Annotated in this window: 22 protein-coding genes and 2 pseudogenes; 6 read left to right on the top strand and 18 right to left on the bottom strand. The window is 65.8% G+C overall.

Going from position 1 to position 25,743, the window contains the following annotated elements:
• Positions 1-205: 205 nt before the first annotated feature.
• The 4 genes and pseudogenes from IBJ06_RS10605 to IBJ06_RS10595 form a co-directional block, all read right to left on the bottom strand.
• Complete coding sequence (locus IBJ06_RS10605; protein WP_292160051.1) at positions 206-2,029, bottom strand: autotransporter domain-containing protein; 1,824 nt, start codon at positions 2,027-2,029, stop codon at positions 206-208.
• A 91-nt stretch (positions 2,030-2,120) separates the two neighbouring features.
• Positions 2,121-3,350, bottom strand: coding sequence for a phosphoglycerate dehydrogenase (gene serA / locus IBJ06_RS13320; RefSeq protein ID WP_365812565.1), 1,230 nt, complete (start codon positions 3,348-3,350; stop codon positions 2,121-2,123).
• 132 nt (positions 3,351-3,482) lie between these two features.
• Positions 3,483-4,013, bottom strand: a pseudogene (locus IBJ06_RS13315) (HAD-IB family phosphatase); the annotation flags it as partial.
• Positions 4,014-4,052: 39 nt separating this feature from the next.
• On the bottom strand, positions 4,053-5,396 hold the full coding sequence (locus IBJ06_RS10595) for an SDR family oxidoreductase (RefSeq protein ID WP_292160048.1): 1,344 nt from the start codon (positions 5,394-5,396) through the stop codon (positions 4,053-4,055).
• Between the two features lie 141 nt (positions 5,397-5,537).
• Here IBJ06_RS10595 and IBJ06_RS10590 point away from each other — a divergent pair, with 141 nt between their 5' ends.
• Positions 5,538-6,443, top strand: coding sequence for an Hsp33 family molecular chaperone (locus IBJ06_RS10590; protein WP_292160182.1), 906 nt, complete (start codon positions 5,538-5,540; stop codon positions 6,441-6,443).
• 10 nt (positions 6,444-6,453) lie between these two features.
• On the opposite strand, the gene IBJ06_RS10585 is transcribed toward IBJ06_RS10590, so the two are convergent.
• The 7 genes from IBJ06_RS10585 to IBJ06_RS10555 form a co-directional block, all read right to left on the bottom strand.
• On the bottom strand, positions 6,454-7,173 hold the full coding sequence (locus IBJ06_RS10585; RefSeq protein ID WP_292160046.1) for a CPBP family intramembrane glutamic endopeptidase: 720 nt from the start codon (positions 7,171-7,173) through the stop codon (positions 6,454-6,456).
• A gap of 93 nt (positions 7,174-7,266) precedes the next feature.
• Positions 7,267-7,956: a phosphate regulon transcriptional regulator PhoB gene (phoB, locus tag IBJ06_RS10580; protein WP_123288353.1), complete on the bottom strand. Its 690-nt coding sequence runs from the start codon at positions 7,954-7,956 to the stop codon at positions 7,267-7,269.
• 17 nt (positions 7,957-7,973) lie between these two features.
• Positions 7,974-8,714 carry a phosphate signaling complex protein PhoU gene (gene phoU, locus IBJ06_RS10575; RefSeq protein ID WP_292160043.1) on the bottom strand — a complete coding sequence of 247 codons (741 nt, stop codon included), beginning with the start codon at positions 8,712-8,714 and terminating at the stop codon, positions 7,974-7,976.
• Between the two features lie 9 nt (positions 8,715-8,723).
• Positions 8,724-9,611: a phosphate ABC transporter ATP-binding protein PstB gene (pstB, locus tag IBJ06_RS10570; protein WP_292160041.1), complete on the bottom strand. Its 888-nt coding sequence runs from the start codon at positions 9,609-9,611 to the stop codon at positions 8,724-8,726.
• Positions 9,612-9,615: 4 nt separating this feature from the next.
• A complete protein-coding gene (gene pstA / locus IBJ06_RS10565) occupies positions 9,616-10,905 on the bottom strand; it encodes a phosphate ABC transporter permease PstA (protein WP_292160039.1) in 1,290 nt (429 codons plus the stop codon).
• The gene (pstC, locus tag IBJ06_RS10560) at positions 10,898-12,343 is read right to left on the bottom strand and encodes a phosphate ABC transporter permease subunit PstC (RefSeq protein WP_292160037.1); all 1,446 of its coding nucleotides are present in this window, start codon (positions 12,341-12,343) and stop codon (positions 10,898-10,900) included. The genes pstA and pstC overlap by 8 nt, the downstream gene beginning before the upstream one ends.
• Positions 12,344-12,447: 104 nt before the next feature.
• Positions 12,448-13,860: an ATP-binding protein gene (locus IBJ06_RS10555; protein ID WP_292160035.1), complete on the bottom strand. Its 1,413-nt coding sequence runs from the start codon at positions 13,858-13,860 to the stop codon at positions 12,448-12,450.
• A 126-nt stretch (positions 13,861-13,986) separates the two neighbouring features.
• Here IBJ06_RS10555 and IBJ06_RS10550 point away from each other — a divergent pair, with 126 nt between their 5' ends.
• Positions 13,987-16,260 (top strand): ATP-binding protein, encoded by a 2,274-nt coding sequence (locus IBJ06_RS10550; RefSeq protein ID WP_292160033.1) that lies wholly within the window; start codon positions 13,987-13,989, stop codon positions 16,258-16,260.
• A 29-nt stretch (positions 16,261-16,289) separates the two neighbouring features.
• On the opposite strand, the gene IBJ06_RS10545 is transcribed toward IBJ06_RS10550, so the two are convergent.
• The 7 genes from IBJ06_RS10545 to IBJ06_RS10515 all read right to left on the bottom strand — a co-directional run bounded on the left by IBJ06_RS10545 (position 16,290) and on the right by IBJ06_RS10515 (position 21,845).
• On the bottom strand, positions 16,290-16,805 hold the full coding sequence (locus tag IBJ06_RS10545; RefSeq protein ID WP_292160031.1) for a F0F1 ATP synthase subunit B: 516 nt from the start codon (positions 16,803-16,805) through the stop codon (positions 16,290-16,292).
• Positions 16,805-17,419 carry a hypothetical protein gene (locus IBJ06_RS10540; protein ID WP_292160029.1) on the bottom strand — a complete coding sequence of 205 codons (615 nt, stop codon included), beginning with the start codon at positions 17,417-17,419 and terminating at the stop codon, positions 16,805-16,807. The genes IBJ06_RS10545 and IBJ06_RS10540 overlap by 1 nt, the downstream gene beginning before the upstream one ends.
• A gap of 77 nt (positions 17,420-17,496) precedes the next feature.
• Positions 17,497-17,721, bottom strand: coding sequence for a F0F1 ATP synthase subunit C (locus tag IBJ06_RS10535; protein ID WP_292160027.1), 225 nt, complete (start codon positions 17,719-17,721; stop codon positions 17,497-17,499).
• Positions 17,722-17,767: 46 nt separating this feature from the next.
• Complete coding sequence (locus IBJ06_RS10530) at positions 17,768-18,550, bottom strand: F0F1 ATP synthase subunit A (RefSeq protein WP_292160025.1); 783 nt, start codon at positions 18,548-18,550, stop codon at positions 17,768-17,770.
• 50 nt (positions 18,551-18,600) lie between these two features.
• Complete coding sequence (locus tag IBJ06_RS10525) at positions 18,601-18,963, bottom strand: AtpZ/AtpI family protein (protein ID WP_292160023.1); 363 nt, start codon at positions 18,961-18,963, stop codon at positions 18,601-18,603.
• A gap of 170 nt (positions 18,964-19,133) precedes the next feature.
• A complete protein-coding gene (recN, locus tag IBJ06_RS10520; RefSeq protein ID WP_292160020.1) occupies positions 19,134-20,885 on the bottom strand; it encodes a DNA repair protein RecN in 1,752 nt (583 codons plus the stop codon).
• A 99-nt stretch (positions 20,886-20,984) separates the two neighbouring features.
• The gene (locus tag IBJ06_RS10515; protein ID WP_292160018.1) at positions 20,985-21,845 is read right to left on the bottom strand and encodes an outer membrane protein assembly factor BamD; all 861 of its coding nucleotides are present in this window, start codon (positions 21,843-21,845) and stop codon (positions 20,985-20,987) included.
• Between the two features lie 222 nt (positions 21,846-22,067).
• Here IBJ06_RS10515 and IBJ06_RS10510 point away from each other — a divergent pair, with 222 nt between their 5' ends.
• The 4 genes and pseudogenes from IBJ06_RS10510 (at position 22,068) to pth (ending at position 25,742) form a co-directional block, all read left to right on the top strand.
• Entirely contained in the window at positions 22,068-23,003 is a 936-nt protein-coding gene (locus IBJ06_RS10510) for a ribose-phosphate pyrophosphokinase (RefSeq protein ID WP_292160015.1), read from the top strand.
• Between the two features lie 91 nt (positions 23,004-23,094).
• On the top strand, positions 23,095-24,207 hold the full coding sequence (locus tag IBJ06_RS10505) for a hypothetical protein (protein ID WP_292160013.1): 1,113 nt from the start codon (positions 23,095-23,097) through the stop codon (positions 24,205-24,207).
• A gap of 150 nt (positions 24,208-24,357) precedes the next feature.
• Positions 24,358-24,951, top strand: a pseudogene (locus IBJ06_RS10500) (50S ribosomal protein L25/general stress protein Ctc); the annotation flags it as partial.
• A 182-nt stretch (positions 24,952-25,133) separates the two neighbouring features.
• Entirely contained in the window at positions 25,134-25,742 is a 609-nt protein-coding gene (gene pth, locus IBJ06_RS10495; protein ID WP_292160009.1) for an aminoacyl-tRNA hydrolase, read from the top strand.
• Position 25,743: the final 1 nt, after the last annotated feature.

Raw genomic sequence — 25,743 nt, 5'->3', positions numbered from 1 at the left:
CGTTCTGGATCATGCAGCGGGTGGAGCGGCAGCCCCCTGGGGCCGAAACCGGTCACGTCGAATGAGGGGGTGCTTCTGCCGTTCCCCTGGGACGAGAATGAGGCGCGGGACGCGTCAGGACGTCGCACCCGGGAACCGCCTGTTCAGCCAAGAAAAAAGGCGGAGCCGACTGGCCCCGCCTCTCTTCATACCTCGACACTGTCGACTAGTTCAGCGGCATCCGCAGGGTGATCCCACCGACAAAACTGTCCGCATGGTCGCCGTAGCGCCCCTTCAGTCCCAGGCCGACGCGCGCCGGGCCCCAGTCGACCTCGAGACCCATCTGGGCCAGCAGCTGCCCACCCATCGGGTCTTCAATCGTGCGGTAAAGCACCTGCGACGGACTGCCTGCCAGACCGGTTCCGACCGGATCCGAGCTGTCGTCCAGGCTGTCGCGCCAGCCCCCCTCGACATAGAAGGTCACGCCCTCAATGCCGCTCTCGGCCCGCAGTGTGACCTCCCCGGTGATGCCCTCGACCGTGCGATCTTCATAGGCATACTGGGCGGCGACGCCGTTCTCGACATAGCCGCTGACATCGGTCGATGCCCAGGTGACGGCCACGCGTGGCGACAGGGCGATGCCGCCCATGTCGAACCAGGTCCCGCCTTGTACACGCACACCGCGGCTGTAACCCCGGGTCTCACCGGTGTGGACCACCGGGCCGACCCCCGTGGCGCGCTGGATGTCCTCATAGATGTCTCGTGAAGCACCGGCCGTGACGTTGGCGAACATCGGGCCTGAGCGCCAGCCGAAGAAGGCATCGAACGAGAAGTTCTGGCTGTCGAACCGGGTCGGGCCTGCGACCGTTTCCGCCTGACGGAAGCTGCCGGCAAAGCCCATGCGCCAGCTTTCGGACATGCTGTGGTCGAGGGCCAGGCGGATGCCCTGACCTTCCACCTTGGCGTCCGGCACAATGCCGCGCGCGTCGACGTCCGTGGTATCCCCGGTAAAGCTGACATCCAGGGTGGTCCGACCCGCTTCCCACGCAGCCCAGCCCGAGAGGGCTTCGGAGCCGAGGTCCAGTGAGTCTTCACGCTGGCGCAGCGACAGCTCACCCTGATGGGCCGTAGCTGCCCCCCGGTCACCGTAATACAGATAGTCATTGGCCAGGCTGGCGATGGCGCGGTGACCCGCCGCCGTCGGGTGGACACCGTCCAGATAGAAATAGTCGTTCGGGTTCGAGCAGTAGGTCAGGGTCACCTGATTGAAGCAGGGTTGGGTGACGTTGGTCACGCCAAAGGCCGTCGGGTTTCCGGCGATGGTGTCACCGATCTTGAACAGATCCATCAGGATGATGTTGGTGCCTGGCCGGTTGGCAGCGATGGTGCTCAGCCCGTTGTAGACGGCGCCGTTGAAGGTGGTCACGGCATAGTCGGCCAGCGGCGCGGCCGTGGTACCCCGGAACTGCGGGGTCAGGCTCAGCTTCGGTAGATTGGTAACCAGAATAGTCCCTGCACCCGCTGCCGCCACGCTGTCGACCAGCAGGTTGATGTCAGCTGCGGCCGACAGCGACACGACCTGCATCGCACCGGCCGGATTGGCCGAGGCCCCGGCGGCGGGCAGGCCCTGGAAGATATTGTTGGCACCACCGAGGATGCTGACCAGGTCACCGGAACCAAACGTTCCGCCGCCGCCCAGATAGGCGTTCAGCTGGGTCCGCATGCCCGGAGGCGCTCCGGCCAAGTCTGTGCGCGCCCCGCCAAAGGCATAGTTGATGCTGCCTGCATTGGAGTCCCCGGCCGCATATCGGCCCAGGTTGAAACCCAGCAGCTCCACGAACACCGGCCCGGTCGAGAACCGTCCCTGGAAATAGAAGGGTGCTGGCGGCTGGGTGCCGCCCGTGAACAGAAACAGGTTGCCGTTGTCGCTCAGGCTGTCGCCAAACACGACCAGGCGGTTATAGCTCTGGGCACTTGCGGTGCCTGCCAGGGCAGCGCCCGCGGCAAGGGTCAGGGCCGCTGCGGCGGCAGTGCGCATGAAACGTGACATGATGTGATCCTCCCTCAGTCGTCCGTTGCGACTGTTGGGCACAGTTTGCGCGCGCCTGTGGCCGCCACGCAAGATGCCGCAAGGGAAACCTTCAGTAGAGGGATCGAAACCGAAGCGTGCCGGGCACACGTCTCAGGGCGTCCAGCGCTCCAGCCCGATAGTCCCGGTCAACATCCGTGATGACATAACCGGTGCGACCATCAGTCTTCAGATGCTGACCCAGAATGTTCAGCCCGGCATCGGACAGGGCCTGATTCAGGGCGGCCAGCACTCCCGGCTGGTTCTGGTGGATGTGCAACAGGCGGTGGGCACCCTGGACGTCCGACAGTTGAACATTCGGCAGGTTGACGCAGAAGGTCGTATCGCCCCGGTTGAGGTACCCCAGCAGGCGTGAAGCCGCGAACGCCCCGATGGCCTCCTGCGCCTCCTCGGTCGAGCCGCCGACATGCGGTGTCAGGATCACATTGGCCAGACCCCGCAGGGGGCTGTCGAACGGGTCCTGATTGGTGCGTGGCTCTTCCGGGAAGACATCCACGGCCGCTCCGCCCAGGTGCCCGGTGCGCATGACCTCAGCGAGGGCATCAACGTCCACCACATGACCGCGCGACAGATTGATCAATACGGCACCCGGTTTCATCCGGGCCAGTTCAGCAGCTCCGATCAGGCGGTGATTCCCCGCCCGTCCGTCGACATGCAGGCTGACGACGTCGGCCTCGGCCAGCAGGGTGTCCAGCGACGTCGCGGGTCGTGCGTTGCCCAGAGCCAGCCGCTCGGACAGGTCATGGTAGATGACCCGCATCCCCAGCGCCTCTGCCAGAACTGACAACTGCGAGCCGATGGCGCCATAGCCGACGATGCCCAGGGCCTTGCCGCGCAGCTCGCGCGCGCCCCGCGCGCTCTTGTTCCAATGTCCCGCATGCATCGCGGCGGATCGATCCACCACGCCCCGCATCAGGACGATCGCCAATCCGACAGCCAGTTCGACCACCGAGCGGGTGTTCGAATAGGGCGCGTTGAACACCGCAATGCCCCGGCGGCTGGCCGCATCCAGATCGATATGGTTGGTGCCTATACAGAACACCCCCACCGCCATCAGCCGGTCAGCGGCCTCGATCACCCGCTCACTCAGGGCCGTCTTTGATCGTATCCCCAGTACATGCACGCCCTTCAACCGCTCGATCAGGGTCTCCTCATCCAGGGCACCGGTCTCGCATTCGACCGAATAGCCGGCCTCCTCCAGCGCCGCGACCGCGCCAGGATGGACTGACTCCAGCAACAGGACGCGAATCCGGCTGCGGGGATAGGACCAGCGCCCGCTCAGGCCCTCGGCGTGCAGAACCTCGTCCAGAGAGGAGGCCAGGGCGTCGGCAGCCTCCACCACGCGGGGACGACGAACCACTTCGCAAAAGGCATGAAACCGGTCGGCCAGCCCCGCCAGGCGCACCTCGGCATCGGTCCAGCCGTCGCCGATCATGACTACCGGCCCGGACAGTCCCAGCGACCGGATCGCTGTCACCTTGCCCCCGTCCGTCGACAAGGGATTGGTGCGATCCACCCCGGTCACCCTGCCCGCCTCATCATAGATCAGGTCGTTGGCCAGCACTCGCTCATCCCGCACGCCCAGATGGCGGGCCACGGGCGCAATCACCTCGCGAAAGCCGCCGGACACGATCACCAGGCGATCCGCATGGGCGCGCAGGGTCTCGACATTGCGCGCCACCGAGGGTGCCAGTCGCGCCACGGCCTGTTCCGCCAGCGCCTTCACGTGGTCGCGCGTCAGCGGCAGCAGGGTCAGCCGGCGGGTCAGGGCTTCATCAAATCCGAGCGTCCCCGACATAGCCAGATCAGTCAGGGTCGCGATCTCGGCGCGGATCGCACCGGCATCGGGTGCGCCCTCCAGCGCCAGTTCGGACAGCGCCTCCAGCGTCTCGAAGCCGACCAGTGTCGAATCGAAGTCGAAAATCAGCGTGGGTGCATCGGACATAGCCCGACCTTGACCCACCTTCGCAGTTGCAGCAACGGCTCAGGCGTCGTTTTGCCGGGCCTTCAGCGCCACGGCGGCCAGAACCCCCAGCAAGGCCAAGGTGGCGGCTACCGCCCCACCCTCCTTCGCGTGATCCTGGGCATAGTCTCCAGCATGCGAGGCATAGCGCCGGGCGCGACCGCCCGCGTCCTCCAGCCCCCGCCGCGCTCGCCCGCCATAGCGATCCAACTCGGCCTGCAGCGCCTCCAGCCGTCCGTCCCCATCGGACCGGAATCGAGACAGCCAGGACATGGCCGGCACCGAGGGCATCCGCCAGCGCCGCGGGTCGGCCTGGGCCTTCCATCGCTCGAACCGCGTGGGCCCCGACTTCTGGTTCAGCAGCACATAGCCGACGCCCACCGCGACCAGCAGCGCGACCACGGCCCCGGCAATACCGGGATGTTTGCGCACCTCGGCCAAGGTGCTGAACCGGCGCACCACCGGATAGTGCAGCTCATCCGCCAGACCGTCATTGGTCGGATCGTACAGACCGTCGTCCCAGGGGTGATAATCATGGGTCTTGTCGCGCATCATGGACGGAGCAAAGCGCGCGAAGATCGGCTCCGCAAGCCCCGGCAGCGCCGAATAGAAGGAGGCGATCAGCCGCCCGCCGCCGCCGACCGTGATCTCGCGGATGGGATGGCTGGCGCAATACAGCACCGTATCGGCCACCACATGGGTACCGTAGACGGGCTGAGGGTTCTGCACCGCCTGCCCTGTCAGATTGCGCGCATGCCGGTTGTAAGGGGTATCGATCGCGGCGGGTTTCACGAGACTCAACGAAACCGGTGCCTTCTCGCGCAGCAGTTCGATGCGCAGCGAGTTGGTAAAGCCCTTCACGGCGTGTTTCGAGGCGGCAAAGATTCCCTGCAGGGGGATCGGCGCATCGGACAGGATCGAACCGACATTGATGACGGCCCCGCCGCCGGGACGTCCGCGCAGATGCTCGACCGCGATGAGCGAGCCGTTGACCACGCCCCAATAGTTGGTCTCGAACAGCCGCCGCTGATCCTCCAGCGTGGTCTCCCGGATCGGGCCAAAGATCGACACGCCCGCATTGTTGACCCAGGTGTCGAACCCGCCGAACAGGCGCCGGCACTTGTCTGCGGCCTCGGACAGGGCGTCAAAGTCGGCCACGTCCGCCGCAGCCCAGGCCACGCGAGCCCCCTCCGCCTGGAGTTCCTCGCACAGGGTCTTCAGGTCCTGCTCGCCGCGCGCGATGAGGAAGACACAGGCTCCTGCCCGGGCGGCGCGCCTCGCGGTGCTCAGCCCGACACCCGAGGTCGCGCCCGTAATGACGATCGCCTGATCCTTGAGCGGTTTCAGTCGGAGCTTTGCAGACATCGGTCGCCTTTGTTCACATAGGGGGCCGACCAAACAACGGCGCAGGCCCCGCACGGTTTCCGCCCTTATCATAAGGCAACGCTTGCAAGGGCTTAAATTGATCCTCCCTACCTCCTATCTGTGCGCCTTGCCCTACAGGATATCGACGTGACCGACGCCTCCCGCCTGCCCGACGACCGGGTCGCCGCCTTCCAGATCCAGGACCAGCCCGTGCGCGGTCGCATCGTCGGCATGGGGCCCGCGATTGATGCCGTGCTGTCGGCCCATGCCTATCCAGCTCCGGTGGCGGAACTGCTCGGTGAGGCATGCGCGTTGGCCGCCCTGATCGGCTCGGCCCTGAAATTCGACGGCCGTCTGATCCTCCAGGCCCAGGGCGACGGCCCGGTCCGTTATGTGGTCGCCGACTATGGCACCGAAGGGACTCTCCGCGGTTACTGCCGCTATGACGAGGGCGAGCTCGCCGCCCTCACCGCCGATGACGCCCGTCCCGGTGCCCACCGCCTGCTGGGCAAGGGTGTGTTCGTCATGACGCTTGACCAGGGCCTGGATTTCGAGCGCCACCAGGGCATCACCCCGATCGAGGGCGACAGCCTTGCCCTGTGTGCCGAGCACTATTTCCAGCAGTCCGAACAGATCCCGACCGAGGTGCGGCTCTCCGTCGGCCACCTGACCGACGAGAACGGCAGCGGCTGGCGCGCCGGTGGCATGATGATCCAACGCCTCGCCGGCGACGCCGCCCGCGGCGAGACCGAAGATGCCTGGGACCGCGCCCGCGCCCTGTTCAACACGATCAGTGCGGATGAGCTGATCGATCCCCAGGTTCCGTCAGAGACACTTCTGTACCGCCTGTTCCATGAGGACGGGGTGCGTCTCGAAGCCGCCCAGCCGCTCGAGGCCCGCTGCCGCTGCTCGGCTGATCGCATCGCCACCGTTCTCGACAGCTTCAGTGCCGACGAGCGCGCCGAGATGGTCGAGCCCGACGGCAATATCCATGTCACCTGCGAATACTGCGCCAGGGTCTATGCGCTGGAGGCGGGGACGACCTGACGCCCCCGCCTCACACCAGCATGAAGATCACATTGCCGAAATTGTGCAGCAACACCGGCAGAAGCAGGCTGCCCGTCTTTTCCCTCAGCCACACCAGCAGCAGGGCCGCAAAGCCGGTGCTGGCCATCAGCACCGTATCGAACGTAAAGGCCCCGTCGCTGTAGCCCAGCGCATGCATCAAACCGAAGGCGACGGACGACACCACGGCTCCCCAGCCCATCTGCGCCCCCAGCACCCGCACCGGCTTGCCGAAGGCCTCGTTCAGCATCAGCAGCAGCACGCCGCGATAGAACAGCTCCTCGTCAAAGCCGGGCATGGTCAGCTGGAACGCCAGGCTGTCGGCATCAAACCCCTGACCCGGGAAATAGAGGGCCAGTCCCAGGAACAGGGTGACCAGCACAGCCGACAGCATCAGGGCCCCGGGCAGGCCCCGGCGATCCTGTTCCAGCGTCAGCCCCACCCGCTTCCAGCCCAGCCAGGGCAGGCTGGCGACAACCAGCCCCAGCGCCAGCCCCATCAGCTTGCCCTCCCAATTCCAGTCCGAGGGCCACAGGGTCAGCGGGATAGTCCCATACCCCCGCGTCAACAGCGCGTCATAGAGGGCCATCAAAACCAGCGCCGAGATCAGCCAGCCCCAGTGAATGCGACCGCGCGCGACCACGGCCCCCAACAGGCCCAGCACTCCCGCTGCGCCTACCCATCCCAATGTGAACATAACCGCATCCGGCATCCGCCCTCTCCCTCATGACTGTCATCTGGAGAGGATGCGGGAGGCGCCTGTGGACGCACCTTGCAGGAATTTAATGGAGGACTCGCGCCCCTCTCAGCCGTCCAGATCCAGCGAATAGCCCGCCGAGCGGACCGTACGGATTGGGTTGGCGGTGCCCTCGACGCTCAGGGCCTTGCGCAGGCGACCGACGTGAACGTCGACCGTGCGCGCCTCGACATAGACGTCCGAGCCCCAGACCGCGTCCAGCAGCTGTTCGCGGCTGAACACCCGGCCCGGGTGCTGCATGAAGTGGTCCAGCAGGCGGAATTCGGTCGGGCCCAGGTGAATTTCCTTGCCCGCCCGGCGCACCCGGTGGGCCACCCGGTCGATCACGATGTCGCCGTGGTTGATCCGGTCATCGGCCAGACCTGGGCGGATGCGGCGCAGCACCGCCCGGATGCGGGCGATCAGCTCGGTCATCGAGAACGGCTTGGTCAGATAGTCGTCGGCGCCGGTGTCGAGGCCGCGCACCCGATCCGTCTCCTCGCCGCGCGCGGTCAGCATGATGATCGGCAGGTTGCGCGTCTCGGGCCGTCCGCGAATACGGCGACACACCTCGATGCCCGACACCTTGGGCAGCATCCAGTCCAGCAGCACCAGATCGGGCAGGCGCTCGTCGATCTGGACCAGCCCCTCCTCGCCGTCACCGGCGACCACGACGCGATAGCCTTCCTTTTCCAGATTGTACTGAAGCAAGGTCGCCAGCGCGTCCTCGTCTTCCATCACAAGAACATAGGGCTGCACGATAGGGGTCTCCGGGCTCAGGACTCTTGCGGGCGCAGGGGGTCGTCGGTCGCCATGACGTCGGAATCCGACGGGGTCGGTGTCCAGCGCGGCCGCTCACCGATCATGTCGCCGCCGGTGATCTCATAGTGGATAGTCTCGGCGATATTGGTCGCGTGGTCGCCGATCCGCTCCAGATTCTTGGCCATGAACAACAGGTGCGTACAGGCCGTGATCGTGCGCGGGTCGCCCATCATATAGGTCAGCAGTTCGCGGAACAGGCTGTTGTAGTGCTCGTCGACCTCGTCGTCCGAGGTCCAGACACCCATCGCCCGGTCGACGTCCGACGCCGTATAGGCATCCAGAACATCCCGCAACCGCATCGACACCAGCTTGCCCATCCGCTCGATCGACCGGGTCAGGGGCAGCATAGGCTCGCCTTCTGCCAGGATCAGCGCCCGCTTGGAAATATTCCGGGCCAGATCGCCGGTGCGCTCCAGGTCCACCGCCAGCTTCATCGCCGACAGGGTCTTGCGCAAATCCGAGGCCACAGGCTGGCGCAGGGCGATCAGACGAATGGCCTTCTTCTCGATGTCGCTGTGCAGGGCGTCGAGCCGGGCATCCCGCTCGACCACGGCCCGGGCCAGCGCCACATCGCGACGCGCCACCGACTCGATGGCATCGGCCACCTGGGCTTCGGCCAGTCCACCCATGCGGGCGACGATGGCCGTCAGCTGGTTCAGCTCGTCTCCATAGGATTTGACGGTGTGCTGGTTCATTCAGATATCCTAGCCGAAGCGGCCGGTGATGTAGTCGAGGGTGCGACGTTCGCGCGGATTGGTGAAGATCTCTTCGGTGTCGCCCGTCTCGATCAGGCGCCCCATGTGGAAGAAGGCGGTGCGTTGGCTGACGCGCGCGGCCTGGGCCATCGAGTGGGTGACGATCACGATGCAATACCGCTCGCGCAGCTCGTCGATCAGTTCCTCGATCTTGGCCGTGGCGATGGGGTCCAGCGCCGAGCAGGGCTCGTCCATCAGGATCACTTCGGGATTGACCGCAATGGCCCGGGCGATGACCAGCCGCTGCTGCTGCCCCCCCGACAGGCCGGTGCCAGGCGAATGGAGCCGATCGGCGACCTCGTCCCACAGACCGGCGCGACGGAGCGACTCCTCGACCACCCCGGCCAGTTCATCCCTGGACCGGGTCAGGCCGTGAATGCGCGGGCCATAGGCGACGTTCTCGAAGATCGACTTCGGAAAGGGGTTGGGCTTCTGGAAGACCATCCCGACCCGTGCGCGCAGCAGCACGGGGTCCAGTGAGCGGGCGTTGATGTCCTCGCCGTCCATCTCGATCCGGCCCGTCACCCTTGCCCCGGCGATGGTGTCATTCATCCGGTTCATAGTGCGCAGGAAGGTGGACTTACCGCAGCCCGAGGGCCCGATCAGCGACGTCACCGTCTTGTCGGGAATGTCCAGGCTGATGTCGTACAGCGCCTGCTTGTCGCCGTAGAAGACCGAAACGTCCCGAGCGGAAATCTTGGTCGGGCCGACCGGGGCGGCACCCCTGGGGTCGGTTGCGGCCTGCACGGCGGCGTTCAGTTCGGCGGGCACCTCGGCGACCGGCGCGGACGCGCCGCCCTCCAGTCCGTCCTGCGAGCGATAGATCGTCTGTTTCATGCGTTTACCACCGGCGCTCGAAATGACGCCGCAGCAGGATGGCGGCAGCGTTCATCACGATCATGAAGGTCAGGAGAACCATAATGGCCGCGGCGGTCCGTTCGTGGAACGCGCGCTCCGAGGCATTCTCCCAGATATAGATGAGGGACGGCAGGGCACCGGTCGGCTCGGTGATGGAGCTCGCGATTCCGGGCATGAAGCTGACCATGCCGATCAGCAGCAAGGGTGCCGTCTCGCCCAGCGCATGGGCCAGCGAGATGATCGCCCCGGTCATCACTCCCGGCAGGGCCAGCGGCAACACGTGCTGGAATACCGTCTGGGTGCGGCTGGCGCCCATGGCCAGCGCCGCCTCGCGGATCGACGGCGGAACCGCCTTCAGCGACGAACGCGTGGCGATAATGATGGTCGGCAGCGCCATCAGCGCCAGCACCAGCCCCCCCACCAGCGGCGACGAGCGCGGCAGGTGCATCCAGTTGATGAACAGGGCCAGACCCAGCAGGCCATAGACGATCGACGGCACAGCCGCCAGATTGTTGATGTTGACCTCGATCAAGGCGCTCAGGCGATTTCGGGGCGCGAACTCTTCCAGATAAACCGCCGCCGCCACGCCGATCGGGATGGCGAGGAAGGCCGTGACCATCAGCATCAGCGCGGAGCCGACAACCGCCCCTAGAACCCCGGCCAGTTCGGGCTCGGTCGAGTCACCACTGGTGAACAGCCGGCTGTTGAAGTGGGCCCGGACATTGCCGTCGGCTTCCATTTGATCCAGCCAGCCGATCTGCTGATCCGTCAGGCGCCGCTGCTCGGCCGGGGTATTGATCGAGATTTCGTCCTTGAAATACAGATCCGCCTGGTCCGAGACCGGGACGTCAAAGGTCACCGTCTGACCGATCAGCGAGGGATCGTCCGCCACCCTCCGGGCGATTTCGAACTTCAGCTCCGACGAGAACAGGCCGCGCATCTCGGCCGCCAGCGGTCCGGATGCATCGCCCTCCAGCCCTCGGCTGGCCAGCTGCTGTTGCGCCACCATCTGCTCGAAATTCGTGCCCTGGGGATAGGCGGGGTCGATGCGTGCCGGGTCCAGATAGACCGGCACGGACACCTCATGGGCGTAAAAGGCCGTATGCCCCTGTTCGATGATCCGGCCCAGCAGCAACGCCAGAAAGGCCACGGCCACAGCAATGGCCAGGATGCCATAAAGTCGGAACCGGGCCTCGCGGGCATAGCGCCGCTTCAACCCACCCCTCAGGCGGTCCAGTCGTGTCGCCGTCATCGTGTCGCGGGTCTCAGTCATACTGTTGCCGATATGTCTGGACGATCCGCTGGGCCACGATGTTCAGCACCAGGGTAACAAGGAACAGGGTCAGGCCCAGGCCAAAGGCCGCCAGCGTCTTGGTCGAGTTGAACTCCTGGTCTCCCGTCAGCAGGGTGACGATCTGCACGGTCACAGTCGTTACCGTGTCCAGCGGGTTGAGCGTCAACCGCGCGGCGAGGCCCGCAGCCATGGTCACGATCATGGTCTCGCCGATGGCCCGCGACATGGCCAGCAGCAGCGCCCCGGCGACGCCGGGCAGGGCCGCAGGCATCAGCACACGGCTGACGGTCTCGGACTTGGTCGCCCCCATGGCATAGGATCCGTCCCTCAGCGACTGGGGCACGGCATTCAGGATATCGTCGGAGAGCGATGACACGAACGGGATCAACATGATCCCCATGACCGCGCCGGCCACCAGCGCCATCTGGTTCTGGACCAGCATCAGATACTGCCCCAGCCCGTCCAGCGGCCCCCCGATCAGCCAGCGTCCGATCGTGTTGAAGAACTCGCGAAAGGCCGGGCCGACTGTCAGGGCTGCAAAGAAGCCGTAGACCACGGTCGGCACCCCGGCCAGAATCTCCAGGACGGGTTTGATGACCGCCCGGCTGGCGGGTCCGGCATACTCCGACAGATAGATGGCCGCGAACAGGCCGACGGGGGCGGCCACCGCCATGGCGATCAGCATGATCAGGAAGGTCCCCGCAAACAGCGGCAGGGCTCCGAACGCACCCGTTGATCCGACCTGGTCCGCGCGGATGGCGGTCTGCGGGCTCCATTGGGTGCCGAACAGGAATTCCGGCAGCGGCACGGCCGAGAAGAAGCGCGTCGCATCGATCAGCAACGAGGCGATGATACCGATGGTCGTCAGCACGGCAATCGCCGAACAGACCAGCAGCAGGCCGACGATCCAGCCCTCAACCCGGTTGCGGGCCCTGAAATCCGGCCGGATGCGCAGGAAGGCGATGATGCCCCCCATCAGGGCGACCAGGATGGCCCCCACGGCACCGCCCCAATTCAGGGTCGACTGGATCCTGGCCGCCCGGAGGCCCTCTGTGGCCAGATGCTGCGCCACCTCCGGCTCCCAGAAGGCCTGAGCCGGCTGGGAGTTGGCGACGCGCGCGGCGTCGGCCACAAAGGCGTTCTTGCGGAAGGGTTCCAGGCTGGACACAGCTTCGGGCTGGCCGGTGTGGATCAGTTGCTGGCTAATGGGCCCTGACAGCACGGACAGGGCCATCAGCACCAACAGGGCCGGAGCCGCCACCCATATGAGGGCATAGGCACCATGCTGGGCCGGACGCGAATGGGGGCGTTCCCGACCGGTCAGGCGGGCGGCACGCCGCGACGCGCGCCGGTGGCCCAGCACAAAGGCCGCCGCCGCCAGCAGGATCACGATCAGAAGGACGGTCAGGGTCATCAAGGTCCGCGAAACGGGGAATCAGACCGCAATCCGGCAGTCATCAAAAGTGCGCGGACCCTGCCCGTGATTGGTCAGCGGATTACGACGGGTCCATGACAGTTCGGTTACACCGTCAGAGGCTCAGCCACAGCGGGACGACTCGACAGGGGGAAGAAGGCGGTGAAGGCCGCGCCCTCTCCCGGCACGCTTTCGACCAGCAGGCCTCCTCGGTGCCGGTTGACGATATGTTTCACGATCGCCAGGCCCAGTCCGGTTCCGGGACGCTCTCCCCCGCTCTTCTGGCCCTCCACGCGATAGAAGCGTTCGGTCAGGCGCGGCAGATGCTCTCGTGACAGACCCGGCCCGTGGTCCCTCACCGTCACCGCCGCGTAGGTCAGGCCATCGTCCCGGTCCGGCGTCAGCAGCGGCAGGCGCGCCGCCCCCGGCATCCGGGCGGCAGCCGCCGCGGCCGGGGTCAGGCCACTGCGGATCTCGACCTCGATGCGGCCGTCACGCGGCGAATATTTGATCGCGTTGTCGATCAGGTTCTGGATCACCTGGACGATTTCGTCGCGCTCTCCCTTGATCCGGATTGCTTCTTCCGGCGCATCTACCACGATCTGGACCCCGTGATCCCGCGTCAGGACGCTCAACGCATCAACCACATCCGCAGTCGCCCGGCCCAGATCCAGATGCCCCGACGGGGGCACATGTTCGTTCAGCTCGATTCGGCTCAGCGACAGCAGGTCGGCGACCAGACGTGTCATCCGCTCGGCCTGGGCGGCCATGATGTCGAGGAACCGATCGCGCGCCACCGAGTCCTCGCGCGCATGCCCCTTGAGCGTCTCGATGAAGCCGGACAGCGAGGCCAGTGGCGTCCGCAGCTCATGGCTGGCATTGGCGAGGAAGTCGACGCGCATCAACTCCATGCGCCGCACATCGGTTTCGTCGCGTAGCATGACCAGCGCCAGGGTCTCTGTGTCCGAGCGTGGCAGGGGGCGGCTCACCGCACGCCAGTGGCGGGCCTGGACTCCCCCGGAATCGAAATCGGTCTCTCGGCTGACACCGCCGAACAGGGTTTCATCTATGGCCTCGAGCAGGCCGGGATCCCGCAGCGCCGACACCAGGATCGCCCCTTCGCGGGGAATACGCAGCAGGTCACGCGCGGCCCGGTTGGCCAGCAGGATGCGTCGCCCGGCCATGTCATCCGGCTCCCCACCCCGCACGACCATCAGCGGATCGGTGACCGTTTCGAATACTTCATCCAGAAGGACAGCCTGCCCCTCGAGCCGGGTATCCGGACGGGTTTCGGGGAGGGTCGTGACCGAGGGGTGTGCGGAGCCAGGCCGCTGGCGCGCGACCATCCAGGTGCTGATCGCCACCAGCAGCGCCCCTGCCAGCAGAGGCGGCGCATGTCCCGGATCATACACCGCCAGGCCCAGCAGGATCAGGACCGCCAGCCCTCCCGACGCCCCCGCCGTCCAAAGCCGCGACCCGGGCGAAGGCTCGACTGGAGAAGGGGTGTGGACGTCAGGCATGCCTTGTGATGCGCGTGATCTGTGAAATCCGCAAGACAACCATAGGCCCAATCAGAATCAGGCGGACGCACGGAATCTTCACCAGTCTGCCCTAGCGTCAGCCTGGAATATGGGGGCCCCGACTTCGTGAACACCGTCCTGCTCTGTCTGACGACCCAGCACAACGGGTTGATGGTGGCTCTGGCCGCGCTGGTGTGCTTTGGCGGACTGGCCACGGCCCTGTCCCTCTATGACCGGGCGCGCACAGCCGAAGGACGTCTGCGGGTCGCCCTAGGGGCCGGTGCGGCCTTGACCGGGGCCCTTGCGGTCTGGACGACCCACTTCACCGGCATGCTGGGCTATGATCCCGGAATCGAACTCAGCTATGACCTGGGCCTTACGATCGCTTCCTTTGGCGTCATCGTCATCGCCAGCCTGGGCACCGCCCTGATCGGCTTGGTCGGACGTACAGTTCCGGCACGCATGCTGGCCGGTGCCTTCGGTGCGGCCGGGGTGACCGCCATGCATTTCGTCGGCATGTCCGCGCTCCGGTTCCAAGGAACCCTGTCCTGGGATCCGGCACTGGTCGGTGCCGCTGTCGTAGCCGGCACAGTCTTCGGGATTGCCGGTGGATGGGTGCACGCGCGCGCCGGATGGAAGGGCACTCTCGGCGCCGCCATACTGGCCACCCTGGCCGTGGCCTCCCTGCACTTCGTCAGCATGGGCGCACTGACCCTGAACGTCGATCCAACCCTTGTCGTTGATCTGAACGCCTATTCGGGGACGGACGTTTTGACCGTGATCAGTATGGCAATGGGCGTTCTGGTACTGGCCGGGGCGCTCTCGACCGCTCTGACCTACTGGTCGCGCACCAGTTCCCTCCGGCAGCTTCGCGAGGCCATCGACGCCATGCCCGACGGGCTGGGCTTTTATGATGCCCAGGACCGGCTGGTGCTTTGGAACGCGCGCTATGCCGAGGTTAATCCCGAACTGGCCTCGAAGCTCGAGCGCGGCATGACCTTCCGCCAGATTCTTGAGATCGGCATTTCCGAGGGCCTCTACAAGGAAGCCATTGGCCGCGAGCAGGCCTGGATCGCCGAGCGCATGGAGGCACGGCGCGCCCTGTCGATGACCCTTGAGCAGTATATCGTCGGAGGCCGCTGGCTGCGCGTTCAGGACCGGATGACGGCGGCCGGCGGCATTGTCACCGTGGTCAATGACATCACCGATCTGAAGCGCGACGCCCAGGCCCTGGCCGAGGCCCGCGACGCCGCAGAGGCCGCGAATGCCGCCAAGAGCCAGTTTCTGGCCAATATGAGCCATGAGATCCGCACGCCCCTCAACGGCGTGATCGGCGTGGCCCAGGCCCTGTCCCATACCGACCTCAGTGAAGATCAGCGCGAGATGCTCAGGCTGATCGACGCCTCGGGCCGGACCTTGCAGATCCTGCTCAGCGACATTCTCGACCTGGCCCGGGTCGAGTCTGGCCGCCTGCAATTGAACAATGAACCGATGGACCTGCACCAGGCCGTGCAGGAAGCGGCCCAGCTCTATGCGGAAACCGCCCGAGACAAGGGCCTTCAATATATGGTCGAGATCGCCGACGATTGCCCCCGCTGGATCGAGGGCGATGTCGTCCGGTTGAAACAGGTACTGACCAATCTGGTCTCCAACGCCGTCAAATTCACCGCCGAGGGCATGGTACAGTTGACGGTCGGCGTGGACCGGGACGCCACCGGCTGCGAAACGCTCCGGCTGGCCGTCGCCGACAGCGGCATCGGCTTTGATGCCGCCACGCGCGACCGCCTGTTCAGCCGGTTCGAGCAGGCCGACGGGGGCATCACCCGCCAGTTCGGCGGCTCAGGCCTCGGTCTCGCCATCTGCCGCCAGCTGGCGGAGATGATGGACGGCCGCCTGGATTGCGAAAGCGAGCCCGGCGGTGGATCCTGCTTCATGCTGACGGTTCCGCTGAAACGCGCCACAACGCCCTTGGCCATGACGGCAGAAGTCCCTGATATGGAGGCCCGCGCCGGGCTCTGCGTCCTTGTGGCCGACGACCATCCCACCAACCGCAAGGTTGTCGAACTGATCCTGTCCCAGATCGACGCCCGTATGGTTCTGGTCGAAAATGGCCAGGAGGCCGTCGATGCCTTCCGCGACGACCGCTTCGACATCGTGCTGATGGATATGCAGATGCCGGTCATGGACGGCCTGACCGCGACCCGCGAGATCCGCGCTCTCGAAATCCGCGAGGGTCGCGCCCCCACTCCCGTGGTCATGCTGACCGCCAATGCCCTTGCCGAGCATGTGGCGGCCGCGCGCGCCGCAGGCGCAGACCGTCATCTGGCGAAGCCCTTCGACGCGGCCGAATTGATCGAAACCGTTCTGCAACTGCCCGACCAGGCACGTCAGGCGGCCTGAAGTTGCGGGGGTGAATACCCGGGGCGGACCTAGTTCAGGCGGGTGCCCAACTGGGCGATGGCCTCATCGACCAGGGGGTCGCGCGTCTGCGAGGCCAGTCGGGCCGCCAGAATGTCTTCGGCGGCCTTGATAGCCAGATCGGCGGCCGCCGCCTTCACCTCGGCCGTGGCCTGGGCCTCGGCCTGGGCGATACGACGTTCGGCCAGCGTCTGGCGACGGGCCAGAGCCTCCTCCAGCTTGACCTTCGCGTCCTCTTCCAGACGACGCGCATCCGCCTCGGCGGCCTTCAGCATGTCCGCGGCCTGGGCCTCGGCCTCGGCCTTCTCAAGCTTGATCTGAGCCAACAGAGCCTCGGCCTCGGCGCGCAGACGGGCGGCCTCGTCCAGCTCTGACTGGATCTTGTTGGCGGCGCCGTCCAGCTGGGCAGCGATCATGCCCGGAACCTTGACCAGCACCAGGATCCCCAGAAACACGACCAGACCGACGCCGACCCAGAACTCGGCATTGCCCAGGTCCCAGAAATATCCGGTGAGAAAAGCGGGCATCAGGCAACTCCCTTGATGGCGGCGTCTGCTTCGACGGCGGTGGCAGCCTTGCCGGTCAGCTTCTCGACGATCGCACGGGTCGTGTCCGAGGCAATCGTCGACACATTCGACATGGCCGCATCACGGGTCTTGCCGATGGCGGCTTCGGCCGCAGCGATCCGGGCGTTCACGACGGCCTCTTCCTCGGCCGCCCGCGCGTTGGCAGTTTCAGTGACCCGGGCCTTGGCAGCAGCCGCTGTCGCCCGGGAGGCGGCGCGAGCCTGCTCGACTTCAGCCTTGGCGATTTCGGCCTGGCCGGCGGCCTCGGCCTGCACCTGACGTGCAGCCTCGACTGCTGCGGCAATGGTCCCGGCCCGCTCATCTTTCACGCGGCGCAGGCGCGGCAGAAAGACCCTCGACAGGAGAACATAGAGAACTGCGAAGATAATGAGCAGCCAGAAGATCTGGCCAGCCCACCACTGGAACTCGAACTGCGGCAGCCCACCGCTGGCCTCATGGCCAGCCTCGGTCGCCGTATGGGTCTCCGAAGGCGCGACCTCGCCGTCGCGGACGGCAGCGGCCGTGTGCGGCAGGATGTCTTGAGCGGGAGGGGCGTCGCTGGATTGCACAGCCATGTTCAGTCCGGTTCAGAAAGAGCGACGGGCGGCGGCGATCCGAAGGGACCGGCCGCCGCCCGATTGGGTCGTCAGGTTTAGCTGAAGAGGATCAGCAGACCGAGCACGAAGGCCAGAATGCCCAGCGCTTCGGTGAGGGCGAAGCCCAGAACCAGGTTGGTGAACTGGCCGCTGGCGGCCGAGGGGTTACGCAGGGCGCCCTGCAGGAAACCCGAGAAGATCGTACCCACGCCGATACCGGCGCCGATCATGCCGAGGGTGGCCAGGCCAGCACCGATGAATTTTGCGGCTTCAGCTTCCATGATGTTTGTCCTTTAAATGAAGCGATTGAAGGTTGGGTGAAAGAGATCAGTGGTCCCCGGCATGAACTGCGTCGTTGAGATAGACGCAGGTCAGGACCGCGAACACAAAGGCTTGCAGGAAGGCAACCAGAAACTCCAGCGCCGTAAGGGCCACAACGCCGCCGAAGGCCAGGATGGCCGCGACATAGGCGAGGTAGGCGACACCACCGGCTGAGGCCACGGCTCCCAGAGAGACGATGAACCCGGCGAACACCTTCATGGCCACGTGGCCGCCCAGCATGTTGCCAAAAAGACGGAGCGACAGGGTGACCGGACGCAGGAAGAAGGAGATTACCTCGATCGGCACCACGAACAGCAGCATATACCAGGGCACACCGGACGGGGCGAACAGCTTGAGGAACCCAAGGCCGTGCATGGCGAAGCCGACCACGATGACCAGCAGGAAGGTCATCAGGGCGAAGGTCAGCGCCACGGCCAGCTGGGCTGTGGCGGTGAAGACTGTGAACATGCCGAGCATGTTCATCGACAGGATGAAGATGAACAGGGTGAAGACGAACGGGAAGAAGGCGCGGCCCTTGGAGCCAATGATGCCCGTCGCGAGGTCGTCAATGAAGCTGAACATGCCCTCGCCGACGACTTGAAGGCGACCGGGAACGACCTTGGGCGAGGCCGTGACCATGGCGAAGAACAGGACAACGATGGTCGCTGCCACAAACATGGCGACAGTGGAGTTCGTGATCGAAAGGTCAACCAGCCCGAGGCCGGGCACGTTCACCGGGGCGATTTCCACCACCGGCTGAACCTCAAACTGATGCATCGGATCGGCCATGCCGCCGTGTCTCCCAAGTCAAAACTCCGAATCGCCGTGAGGCGGCCCGGTCAGCGGTCGTTTTGGTCGGCGTCCGCGTCATCCGGAAGGTCCCGGGGGGGACCGTACTCCTTCAGCGCGCGGGCGCTCAGTTTCTTGGCGGAATGCACCGCCAGCCAGATGGAGACCGCAAAACCCGAAAGGGTCCCCGCGATCATCCCCCACGGAGCGGTCCCGACAAACAAGTCGAAACCCCAGCCGATCCCCAGGCCCACCAGCACACCACCGATCATCTCGGCCATGATGCGATAGCCGTATCCGACTGCCGCGCCGCCGTATTCGGGCGGTTCGGGTGTAGCCCGCGCCTTGAGCGAGTCGGCCTGGGCGTTGAGACGTCTGATTGTCTCTTCGCGGGTTTCCTCGGTCGGGGACATTGGCCTGCTCAGCGCCCGATGCTGGCGCCGAGGGGCGGGCGTCGGAGGGGGTCTGAATTCGGCGCGGAACCTATAGGCGGTCGGGCGTCAGGTCAAGGCACCCTGATCCCGGCCTCAAGGCCCGAAAACACAAGGAAAATTCGCCTCACGAGCCCCCCTGTGGCGATGCGTCACCTGTCAGGATGCTCGATCAGGGCACGGGCGGCGGCGCGGGCCTCATCCGTGACCACGGCACCCGACAACATGCGAGCGATCTCCTCGTCGCGCTGGGCCGCATCCAGGACTTCGACGGTCGTCAAGGTGGTGCCGTCGCGGTCGCCCTTGCGCACCTTCCAATGGGTATGGCCGCGCGCCGCGACCTGGGGACTGTGCGTGACGACCAGTACCTGGCCGCCGCTTGCCAGTCGTTGCAGCCGGCGGCCCACGGCCTCGGCCACAGCACCGCCGACGCCCTGGTCCACCTCGTCAAAGATCATCACGGGCTGGGCCTGCTCGGGGCGGGCCGCCAGCGCTGCCTTCATCGCCAGGGCAAAGCGCGCCAGTTCACCGCCCGAGGCGACCGTATCCAGGGGCCCGAACGGCTGGCCCGGATTGGTCGAAATCTCGAACCGCACGGTCTCGGCGCCCCTCGCGCCCCGGCGATCCTCGGGCAAGGGTTCCAGCGTTACCCGAAACCGGGCGCGGTCCAGCTTCAACGGTCCCAGTTCATCGGCCACAGCCCGGACCAGACGGTCACCCGCCTCCGCCCGGCGCCACGAGAGCGTGGCAGCCGCCGTATCATAGGCGGCCCGCGCCGCGGTCAGGGCCCGTTCCGCGGCGGTCAGAGCCTCGGCCCCGTCCTCGATCAGGCGCAGCTGCTCGCGCAGGCGGATACGCAGGCGCGGCAGTTCCTCGACCGTGGTGTTCAGTTTGCGGGCGGCGGCGCGCAGGGCGAACAACCGCTCCTCGGCCTTGTCCAGACGCCCCGGCTCGACGTCCAACGCATCGGCGGCCTGATCCAGCTGGGCCACGGCCTCCATCGCCTCGACAAGTGTGCGGTCGATGGCTTCGGCGGCAGCGGCGAGGCGCATTACCACCGGGTGATCGTGTCCGGATGCTTCCGAGACCGTGCCCTGATTTTCAGCTTCAAGACGGACAGCCTGCAAAGCCCGCCCTCGCGCATGCTCGACCGCCCTCAGGGCAACCGAAAGACGTTGCGACAGCTTATCGCCTCCCAGCGCGTCCCGCGCCTCAGACAGGTCCGCCAACGCCTTTTCCGCAGCGCCAAGCAGTGCCCGCTCTCCGGCCAGTTCCGCCTCCTCCCCCGCGCGCGGGGCCAGGGCGTCCAGCTCATCGAGCGCAAGGGTCAATTCTTCGGCTCGAGCCGCAGCCATGCCGGCTTCGGCCCGCAAAGCGTCCAGACGCTGCTGGGCTTCGCGCCGGGCTTCATGCGCCCGCGCCACGGTCGCCAGGTTTTCTTGCAGACCGCCATAGCCATCCAGAGCGGCCGGGTGAGTGCGCGCGTCCAGCAGGCCGACCGTCTCGTGCTGGCCATGCACCTCGACCAGTCCCTGCGCCAGCGACCTCAGGGCATTCACACCGACGGCCTGATCATTGATGAAGGCGCGGCTACGGCCATCCGCCCCCAGCACCCGGCGCAGGATCAGCTCCTCGCCGGCCTCGACCTGCAGCCCCTTGTCGCGGGCCTCGGCAAGCCAGTCGGCATCTGCGGGGGTGTCGAAGGTGGCGGTGGCCACAGCCTGCGCCGCACCGGAACGCACCAGTCCGGCGTCGGATCGGGCGCCCAGCGCCAGACCGAGAGCCTCGAGGATTATCGACTTGCCCGCCCCCGTCTCACCGGTCAGCACGGTCAGTCCCGCCCCGACCTCGAGGTCCAACCGGTCGACCAGCACAATGTCGCGAATCGACAGGGCGGTCAGCATGGGTGGCGGCCTGTCTGTGGGTCGGAGTGATTCGACATGTCGGCGATCATAGCGCCGGGCAGGGCGCTGACGATGCGTCGATCCGGGTAGCGCCTGAATTCAGCCCGGGATGATCCGGCTGAGCCATCCTTCGCGGCGGGCTTCCGGCTGGACCTCCGGCCGCTCCCCTTGTCGGGTCAGCAGGGCATAGGCTTCGCTGTACCAGGGGCTTCCGGGGAAGTTGTGGCCCAGAACCGCTCCGTTGCGGATGGCCTCGTCCTTCAATCCCAGAACCAGGCTGACCTCGACCAGTCGATACAGGGCCTCCGGTGCATGCGAGGTCCGCTGGAAGTCAGCATTGTCGACGACCGTGCGATAGCGGTTCATCGCGGCCAGGGGCTGATTGGCGCGCTGGTAGTAGCGGCCGATTTCCATCTCCTTGCCGGCCAGCTGGTCATTTACCATGTCGATCTTGACCAGGGCGTCGGAAGCATAGGCGGTGCCGGGATAGCGGCGGGCGACCTCACGCAGGGCCGCCAGGGCATTCTCGGCATAGCCTTGGTCCCGACCGACGTCGGTGATCTGCTCGAAGAAGCAGATCGCCTTCATATAATAGGCATATGCAGCCGCCGGATTGCCCGGGAACAGCTGGATGAAGCGGTCCGCGGCGGCGATCGCCTCGGCATAGCTGCCGTTTTCGTAATAGGCATAGATCTGCATCAGGATCGAATGCCGCGCCCACTCCGAATAGGGGTGCTGACGTTCAACTTCCTGGAAATAGTCGATGGCGTCCCGCCAGCGCCTGCGCTCCAGCCGTTCATAGCCGGTGTTGTACAGCAGCTCGACCGGACGCTCTTCATAGGCCAGCTTCGGCCGGGGTCTGCCGTTGTTACAGGCCGCCACGGTCAGCGAGAAGACGACAACCGCTGACAGGATCAGACCGGAACGGAATTTGGAAACAGGCACGGATTGCGACCCCATGATTACCGGCCCGAAGGCACGCCGCAGCAGCCATCCGGGAGACGAAGCGATCTCTACACCAGCGAAACCCAAGCGCCAATCACGTGCGGACCATTGTCGGATTTGGCCCGGATTGCACGTGAAGCGGCTTGATGCCTGACACCCCGCTGTTAAGAAGCGCCCACACCCCGGACGCCTCTCCTCCCTATTGGCGATCCGATGAGGGCGAAAGGATGACGGGCCATGAAGCTGCTCTCCGGCAATGCAAACCGAACCCTGGCCCGGGCCATAGCCGATCACCTCGACATGCCGCTGACCCGGACGGAGGTTAAACGCTTCGCCGACAATGAGGTCTTCGCCGTCATCGAGGAAAATGTCCGGGGCGAGGATGTGTTCGTCATCCAGTCGACCAGCTACCCGGCCAATGACAACCTGATGGAACTGCTGATCCTGACCGATGCCTTGGTCCGGGCGTCGGCGAAACGGATCACCGCCGTCATGCCCTATTTCGGCTATGCCCGTCAGGATCGAAAAACCGGCGGTCGGACGCCGATCTCCGCCAAGCTGGTCGCCAATATGATCACGCGCGCGGGGGCCCACCGCGTCCTGACCATGGACCTTCACGCCGGTCAAATTCAGGGCTTTTTCGACATTCCGACCGACAATCTGGTCGCCACGCCCGTGCTGGCCCAGGACATTCGCGAACACTATCCCCGCGGGGATGACCTGATGATCGTCTCACCCGACGTGGGTGGCGTGGTGCGGGCGCGGTCGCTCGCCAGCCGTCTCAACGCCGACCTGGCCATCGTCGACAAGCGCCGCCCCAGGGCCGGGGAAAGCGAGGTCATGAACATCATCGGCGACGTCGAGGGACGCAGATGCATCCTCTTTGACGACATCGTCGACTCAGGCGGCACCCTGGTGAATGCGGCGAAGGCCCTCATCGACGAGGGCGCTACAGAGGTGTCTGCCTACATCAGTCACGGCGTGCTTTCCGGCCCGGCTGTCAGCCGTGTCAACGACGGTCCGCTCAAGGAACTGGTGATCACCGACTCGATTGAGCAGCCGCACGAAGTGACGACTTGCAAGAAGATCCGCACGGTCTCCGTTGCTCCCCTGATAGGCGAAGCCATCCGCAGAATCGCCAATGAGGAGTCTGTCTCCAAGCTGTTCGATTAACGGTCGGAAAACGCTTCGTCCCGCGTTATAAGGGGCCGCATCACGACGCGGTCATCCGCGTCGCCGAATATCCAGTGGGGAAGCCCTGTCGATGACCCGAGTTCTTCGGTCCACCACCATCCTTTCGCTCGGCCTGAAGGGGGGTACCCTGGCCGCCCTGGCCTTCGTCGCCGCCTGTGCCGCCACCGAGCCTGAGCCGCCGCCCCCACCGCCCCCGCCGCCGCCCCCGCCGCCGGCACTGGCCCTCAATCAGGGGGTGTCCGAGGCCGCGTCGATCTATGTGGCCTTCATTCGCGAGGTTGGCTCGATCCGGGCCGGCTTCCCCGATGCTGAATCCATCCAGAAGGCGATCCGTACCGGCTCGGCCTATGAGCCGTCACAGCTGTCGCGTGGCATGATCGCCTATGGTGCCGTTCTGGCGCTGCAGTCTCCGGAATTTGTCGCGGGCGTGCGCCAGTTCGCCGCCGACCCCGTGCAGCGCGAAGAGGTGATCAATCGCATCATCCAGGATCCGGCCTATGCGGCAACCCTGCCGGGGGCCGACTCTGCTGCCGGACTGATTGTCAGCACCTTGGGCGAAGATATTGCCGCCCTGTCGACCATTGCCGAGGCCATCAAGGAAGACGCCTACACAATTCAGGGGCGCGACGACCCGCGGCGTCGTTGGGCGACCCGACCGATGGACGATCGGCAAGGCCGACTGGACGCCGCAAAAGCCAACTCGGCGGTCGTCATGCTGCCCTCCGGGCAAGATGCCAGCCAGCTGTTCACGGCAGCTCATGCCGGTTCGGGACTGGACCTGGTGCCCATCAAGCTGCGCCCCCCCTATACCCAGCCGGTGATCAACTCGCTGGCCATTGCAGCCCTTGCGGCGCTGGGTGCCGGGGGTGACGACTTCCGGACCTATACCGAGGCGTTGGTCGTCGAAACCAACAATGAATTCTGCCTCAATATGTCCAAGCTGAACCTGTTCCAGTGCCTGGCCGCGTCCCGCCCGCACTATGAGGACATCTTCTGCATTGGGCAGCATATCGTGGGCGATCTGGCCACCTGCACCGCCCAGAGCATGGGGCCGATGCCGCTCGTGGTTCCGACCACGGCCTTTGCGCTCGAGGATACGTCCGTGACGGTAGCGCCCGCCGCAACCGCCGCTGCGGCCGCGGACACAGCCCAGTCCCAGGTCCCCTCACCCGGGCGCCCCTGAGGCCCCCACGCGGGCTTGCTGTATCGTATGCAAAGCCGGTTGCGTGCCGGTGCGCATCCGTGTAATAGCCCGCGCTCTTGAATTCGAGGGATGCGATCCCCGCTGCGCGCTGTCTTTGGATGCGCGGCGTGCGTTATTGAGGCGAGCCCGATGGCCGAGATCATTCTGAACGTTGACGTCCGTGACGGCGTCGGAACCGGCAGCGCCCGCGCCGCCCGTCGTGCGGGTGCCGTGCCCGGCGTGCTGTACGGTGGCGACAAGGCCCCGGTGGCCATCTCGGTCAACGAGAAGGACTTCCGCAAGAACCTGTATACCGGCAAGCTGCTGGGCCACCTGGTGACCCTGAAGTATGGCCAGGAAACCCAGCCGGTGATCGCCAAGGACGTGCAGTTCGACCCCGTGTCGGACCGTCCCCTGCATTTCGACCTGATGCGCGTCGACGAAAAGCAGATGATCAAGATCGAAGTGCCCGTGCACTTCATCAACCACGATGAGTGCCCGGCCTTCCGTCAGGGCGGTTCGCTGGAAATCGTCCGCCACACCGTCGAGATTTCGGTGCGTGCCGACCACATCCCCGAGGAACTGGTCGTCGATCTGGCCGGTCACAAGATGGGCGACACCATCCGCATCTCGGACATCAAGCTGCCCAAGGGCGTCGAGCCCGCCATCGGCGACCGCGACTTCATGATCGCCTCGATCAAGGTCTCGTCCGCTGCCAAGGCTGATGCCGCCGACGTGGCTGCGGATGAAGCCGCCGCCGAGGCCGAAGTGGCTGCCGACGAAGTGCCCGCCAGCGCCCAAAGCGATGAGGGCGAGACCGAAGAGACCCCCGAGGGCTGATCCTCCGGTCTTTTGCTTTACGGCTCAATTGACCCCGCGGCCCATTCCCTTCAGGGAATGGGCCGCGACCGTTTTGGACCCCGCCCATGATTATCCTGGCGGGCCTGGGCAACCCCGGGCCCAAGTATCAGCACAACCGGCACAACATCGGCTTCATGGCTGCGGACGTGATCGCGGACCGTTGGCGGTTCGGCCCCGAACGTGCCAAGTTCCAGTCCATCGTGCGGGACGGAGAGGTCGAGGGTCACAAGGTCCTCCTGATGAAGCCCCAAACCTATATGAACGAAAGCGGCCGGGCCGTCGGAGAGGCCGCCCGCTTCTTCAAGGTCACCCCGGCCGACATCGTGGTCTTTCAGGACGAGATCGATCTGGCTCCGGGGCGTTTCCGCATGAAGACGGGCGGCGGGGCGGCGGGCCAGAACGGCATCCGCTCGCTGATTGCCCATCTGGGACCCGACTTTCGCCGGGCGCGCCTGGGTATCGGACATCCGGGTCGGCCGCAGCTGGTCATGCCCCATGTGCTGGGCGATTTCCACAAGGCGGAATATCCGTGGCGGGACGCCCTTCTGAATGCCTGCGCCGACGCCCTGCCCTTCCTGCTGAACGGTCAGGACGAGCGCTATCAGGCCGAGGTCCTGCGCTTGGCCCCGGCCCCCAAATTCAGCCCCCGACAGGCCGCGCAGGGCGGCGAATAGC

It is taken from the genome of Brevundimonas sp. (genome assembly GCF_016742135.1).
Classification (GTDB): Bacteria; Pseudomonadota; Alphaproteobacteria; order Caulobacterales; family Caulobacteraceae; genus Brevundimonas.
This window is presented reverse-complemented; position numbering and strand designations above follow the sequence as displayed.

What these genes read in the sequence shown, in the direction of transcription:
- IBJ06_RS10605 (WP_292160051.1), bottom strand. Translation starts at nt 2,029, where the DNA reads ATGTCACGTTTCATGCGCACTGCCGCCGCAGCGGCCCTGACCCTTGCC.
- IBJ06_RS10595 (WP_292160048.1), bottom strand. Translation starts at nt 5,396, where the DNA reads ATGTCTGCAAAGCTCCGACTGAAACCGCTCAAGGATCAGGCGATCGTC.
- IBJ06_RS10585 (WP_292160046.1), bottom strand. Translation starts at nt 7,173, where the DNA reads ATGCCGGATGCGGTTATGTTCACATTGGGATGGGTAGGCGCAGCGGGA.
- phoU (WP_292160043.1), bottom strand. Translation starts at nt 8,714, where the DNA reads ATGAACCAGCACACCGTCAAATCCTATGGAGACGAGCTGAACCAGCTG.
- pstB (WP_292160041.1), bottom strand. Translation starts at nt 9,611, where the DNA reads ATGAAACAGACGATCTATCGCTCGCAGGACGGACTGGAGGGCGGCGCG.
- pstA (WP_292160039.1), bottom strand. Translation starts at nt 10,905, where the DNA reads ATGACTGAGACCCGCGACACGATGACGGCGACACGACTGGACCGCCTG.
- IBJ06_RS10555 (WP_292160035.1), bottom strand. Translation starts at nt 13,860, where the DNA reads ATGCCTGACGTCCACACCCCTTCTCCAGTCGAGCCTTCGCCCGGGTCG.
- IBJ06_RS10545 (WP_292160031.1), bottom strand. Translation starts at nt 16,805, where the DNA reads ATGCCCGCTTTTCTCACCGGATATTTCTGGGACCTGGGCAATGCCGAG.
- IBJ06_RS10540 (WP_292160029.1), bottom strand. Translation starts at nt 17,419, where the DNA reads ATGGCTGTGCAATCCAGCGACGCCCCTCCCGCTCAAGACATCCTGCCG.
- IBJ06_RS10535 (WP_292160027.1), bottom strand. Translation starts at nt 17,721, where the DNA reads ATGGAAGCTGAAGCCGCAAAATTCATCGGTGCTGGCCTGGCCACCCTC.
- IBJ06_RS10530 (WP_292160025.1), bottom strand. Translation starts at nt 18,550, where the DNA reads ATGGCCGATCCGATGCATCAGTTTGAGGTTCAGCCGGTGGTGGAAATC.
- IBJ06_RS10525 (WP_292160023.1), bottom strand. Translation starts at nt 18,963, where the DNA reads ATGTCCCCGACCGAGGAAACCCGCGAAGAGACAATCAGACGTCTCAAC.
- recN (WP_292160020.1), bottom strand. Translation starts at nt 20,885, where the DNA reads ATGCTGACCGCCCTGTCGATTCGCGACATTGTGCTGGTCGACCGGTTG.
- IBJ06_RS10515 (WP_292160018.1), bottom strand. Translation starts at nt 21,845, where the DNA reads ATGGGGTCGCAATCCGTGCCTGTTTCCAAATTCCGTTCCGGTCTGATC.
- IBJ06_RS10510 (WP_292160015.1), top strand. Translation starts at nt 22,068, where the DNA reads ATGAAGCTGCTCTCCGGCAATGCAAACCGAACCCTGGCCCGGGCCATA.
- IBJ06_RS10505 (WP_292160013.1), top strand. Translation starts at nt 23,095, where the DNA reads ATGACCCGAGTTCTTCGGTCCACCACCATCCTTTCGCTCGGCCTGAAG.
- pth (WP_292160009.1), top strand. Translation starts at nt 25,134, where the DNA reads ATGATTATCCTGGCGGGCCTGGGCAACCCCGGGCCCAAGTATCAGCAC.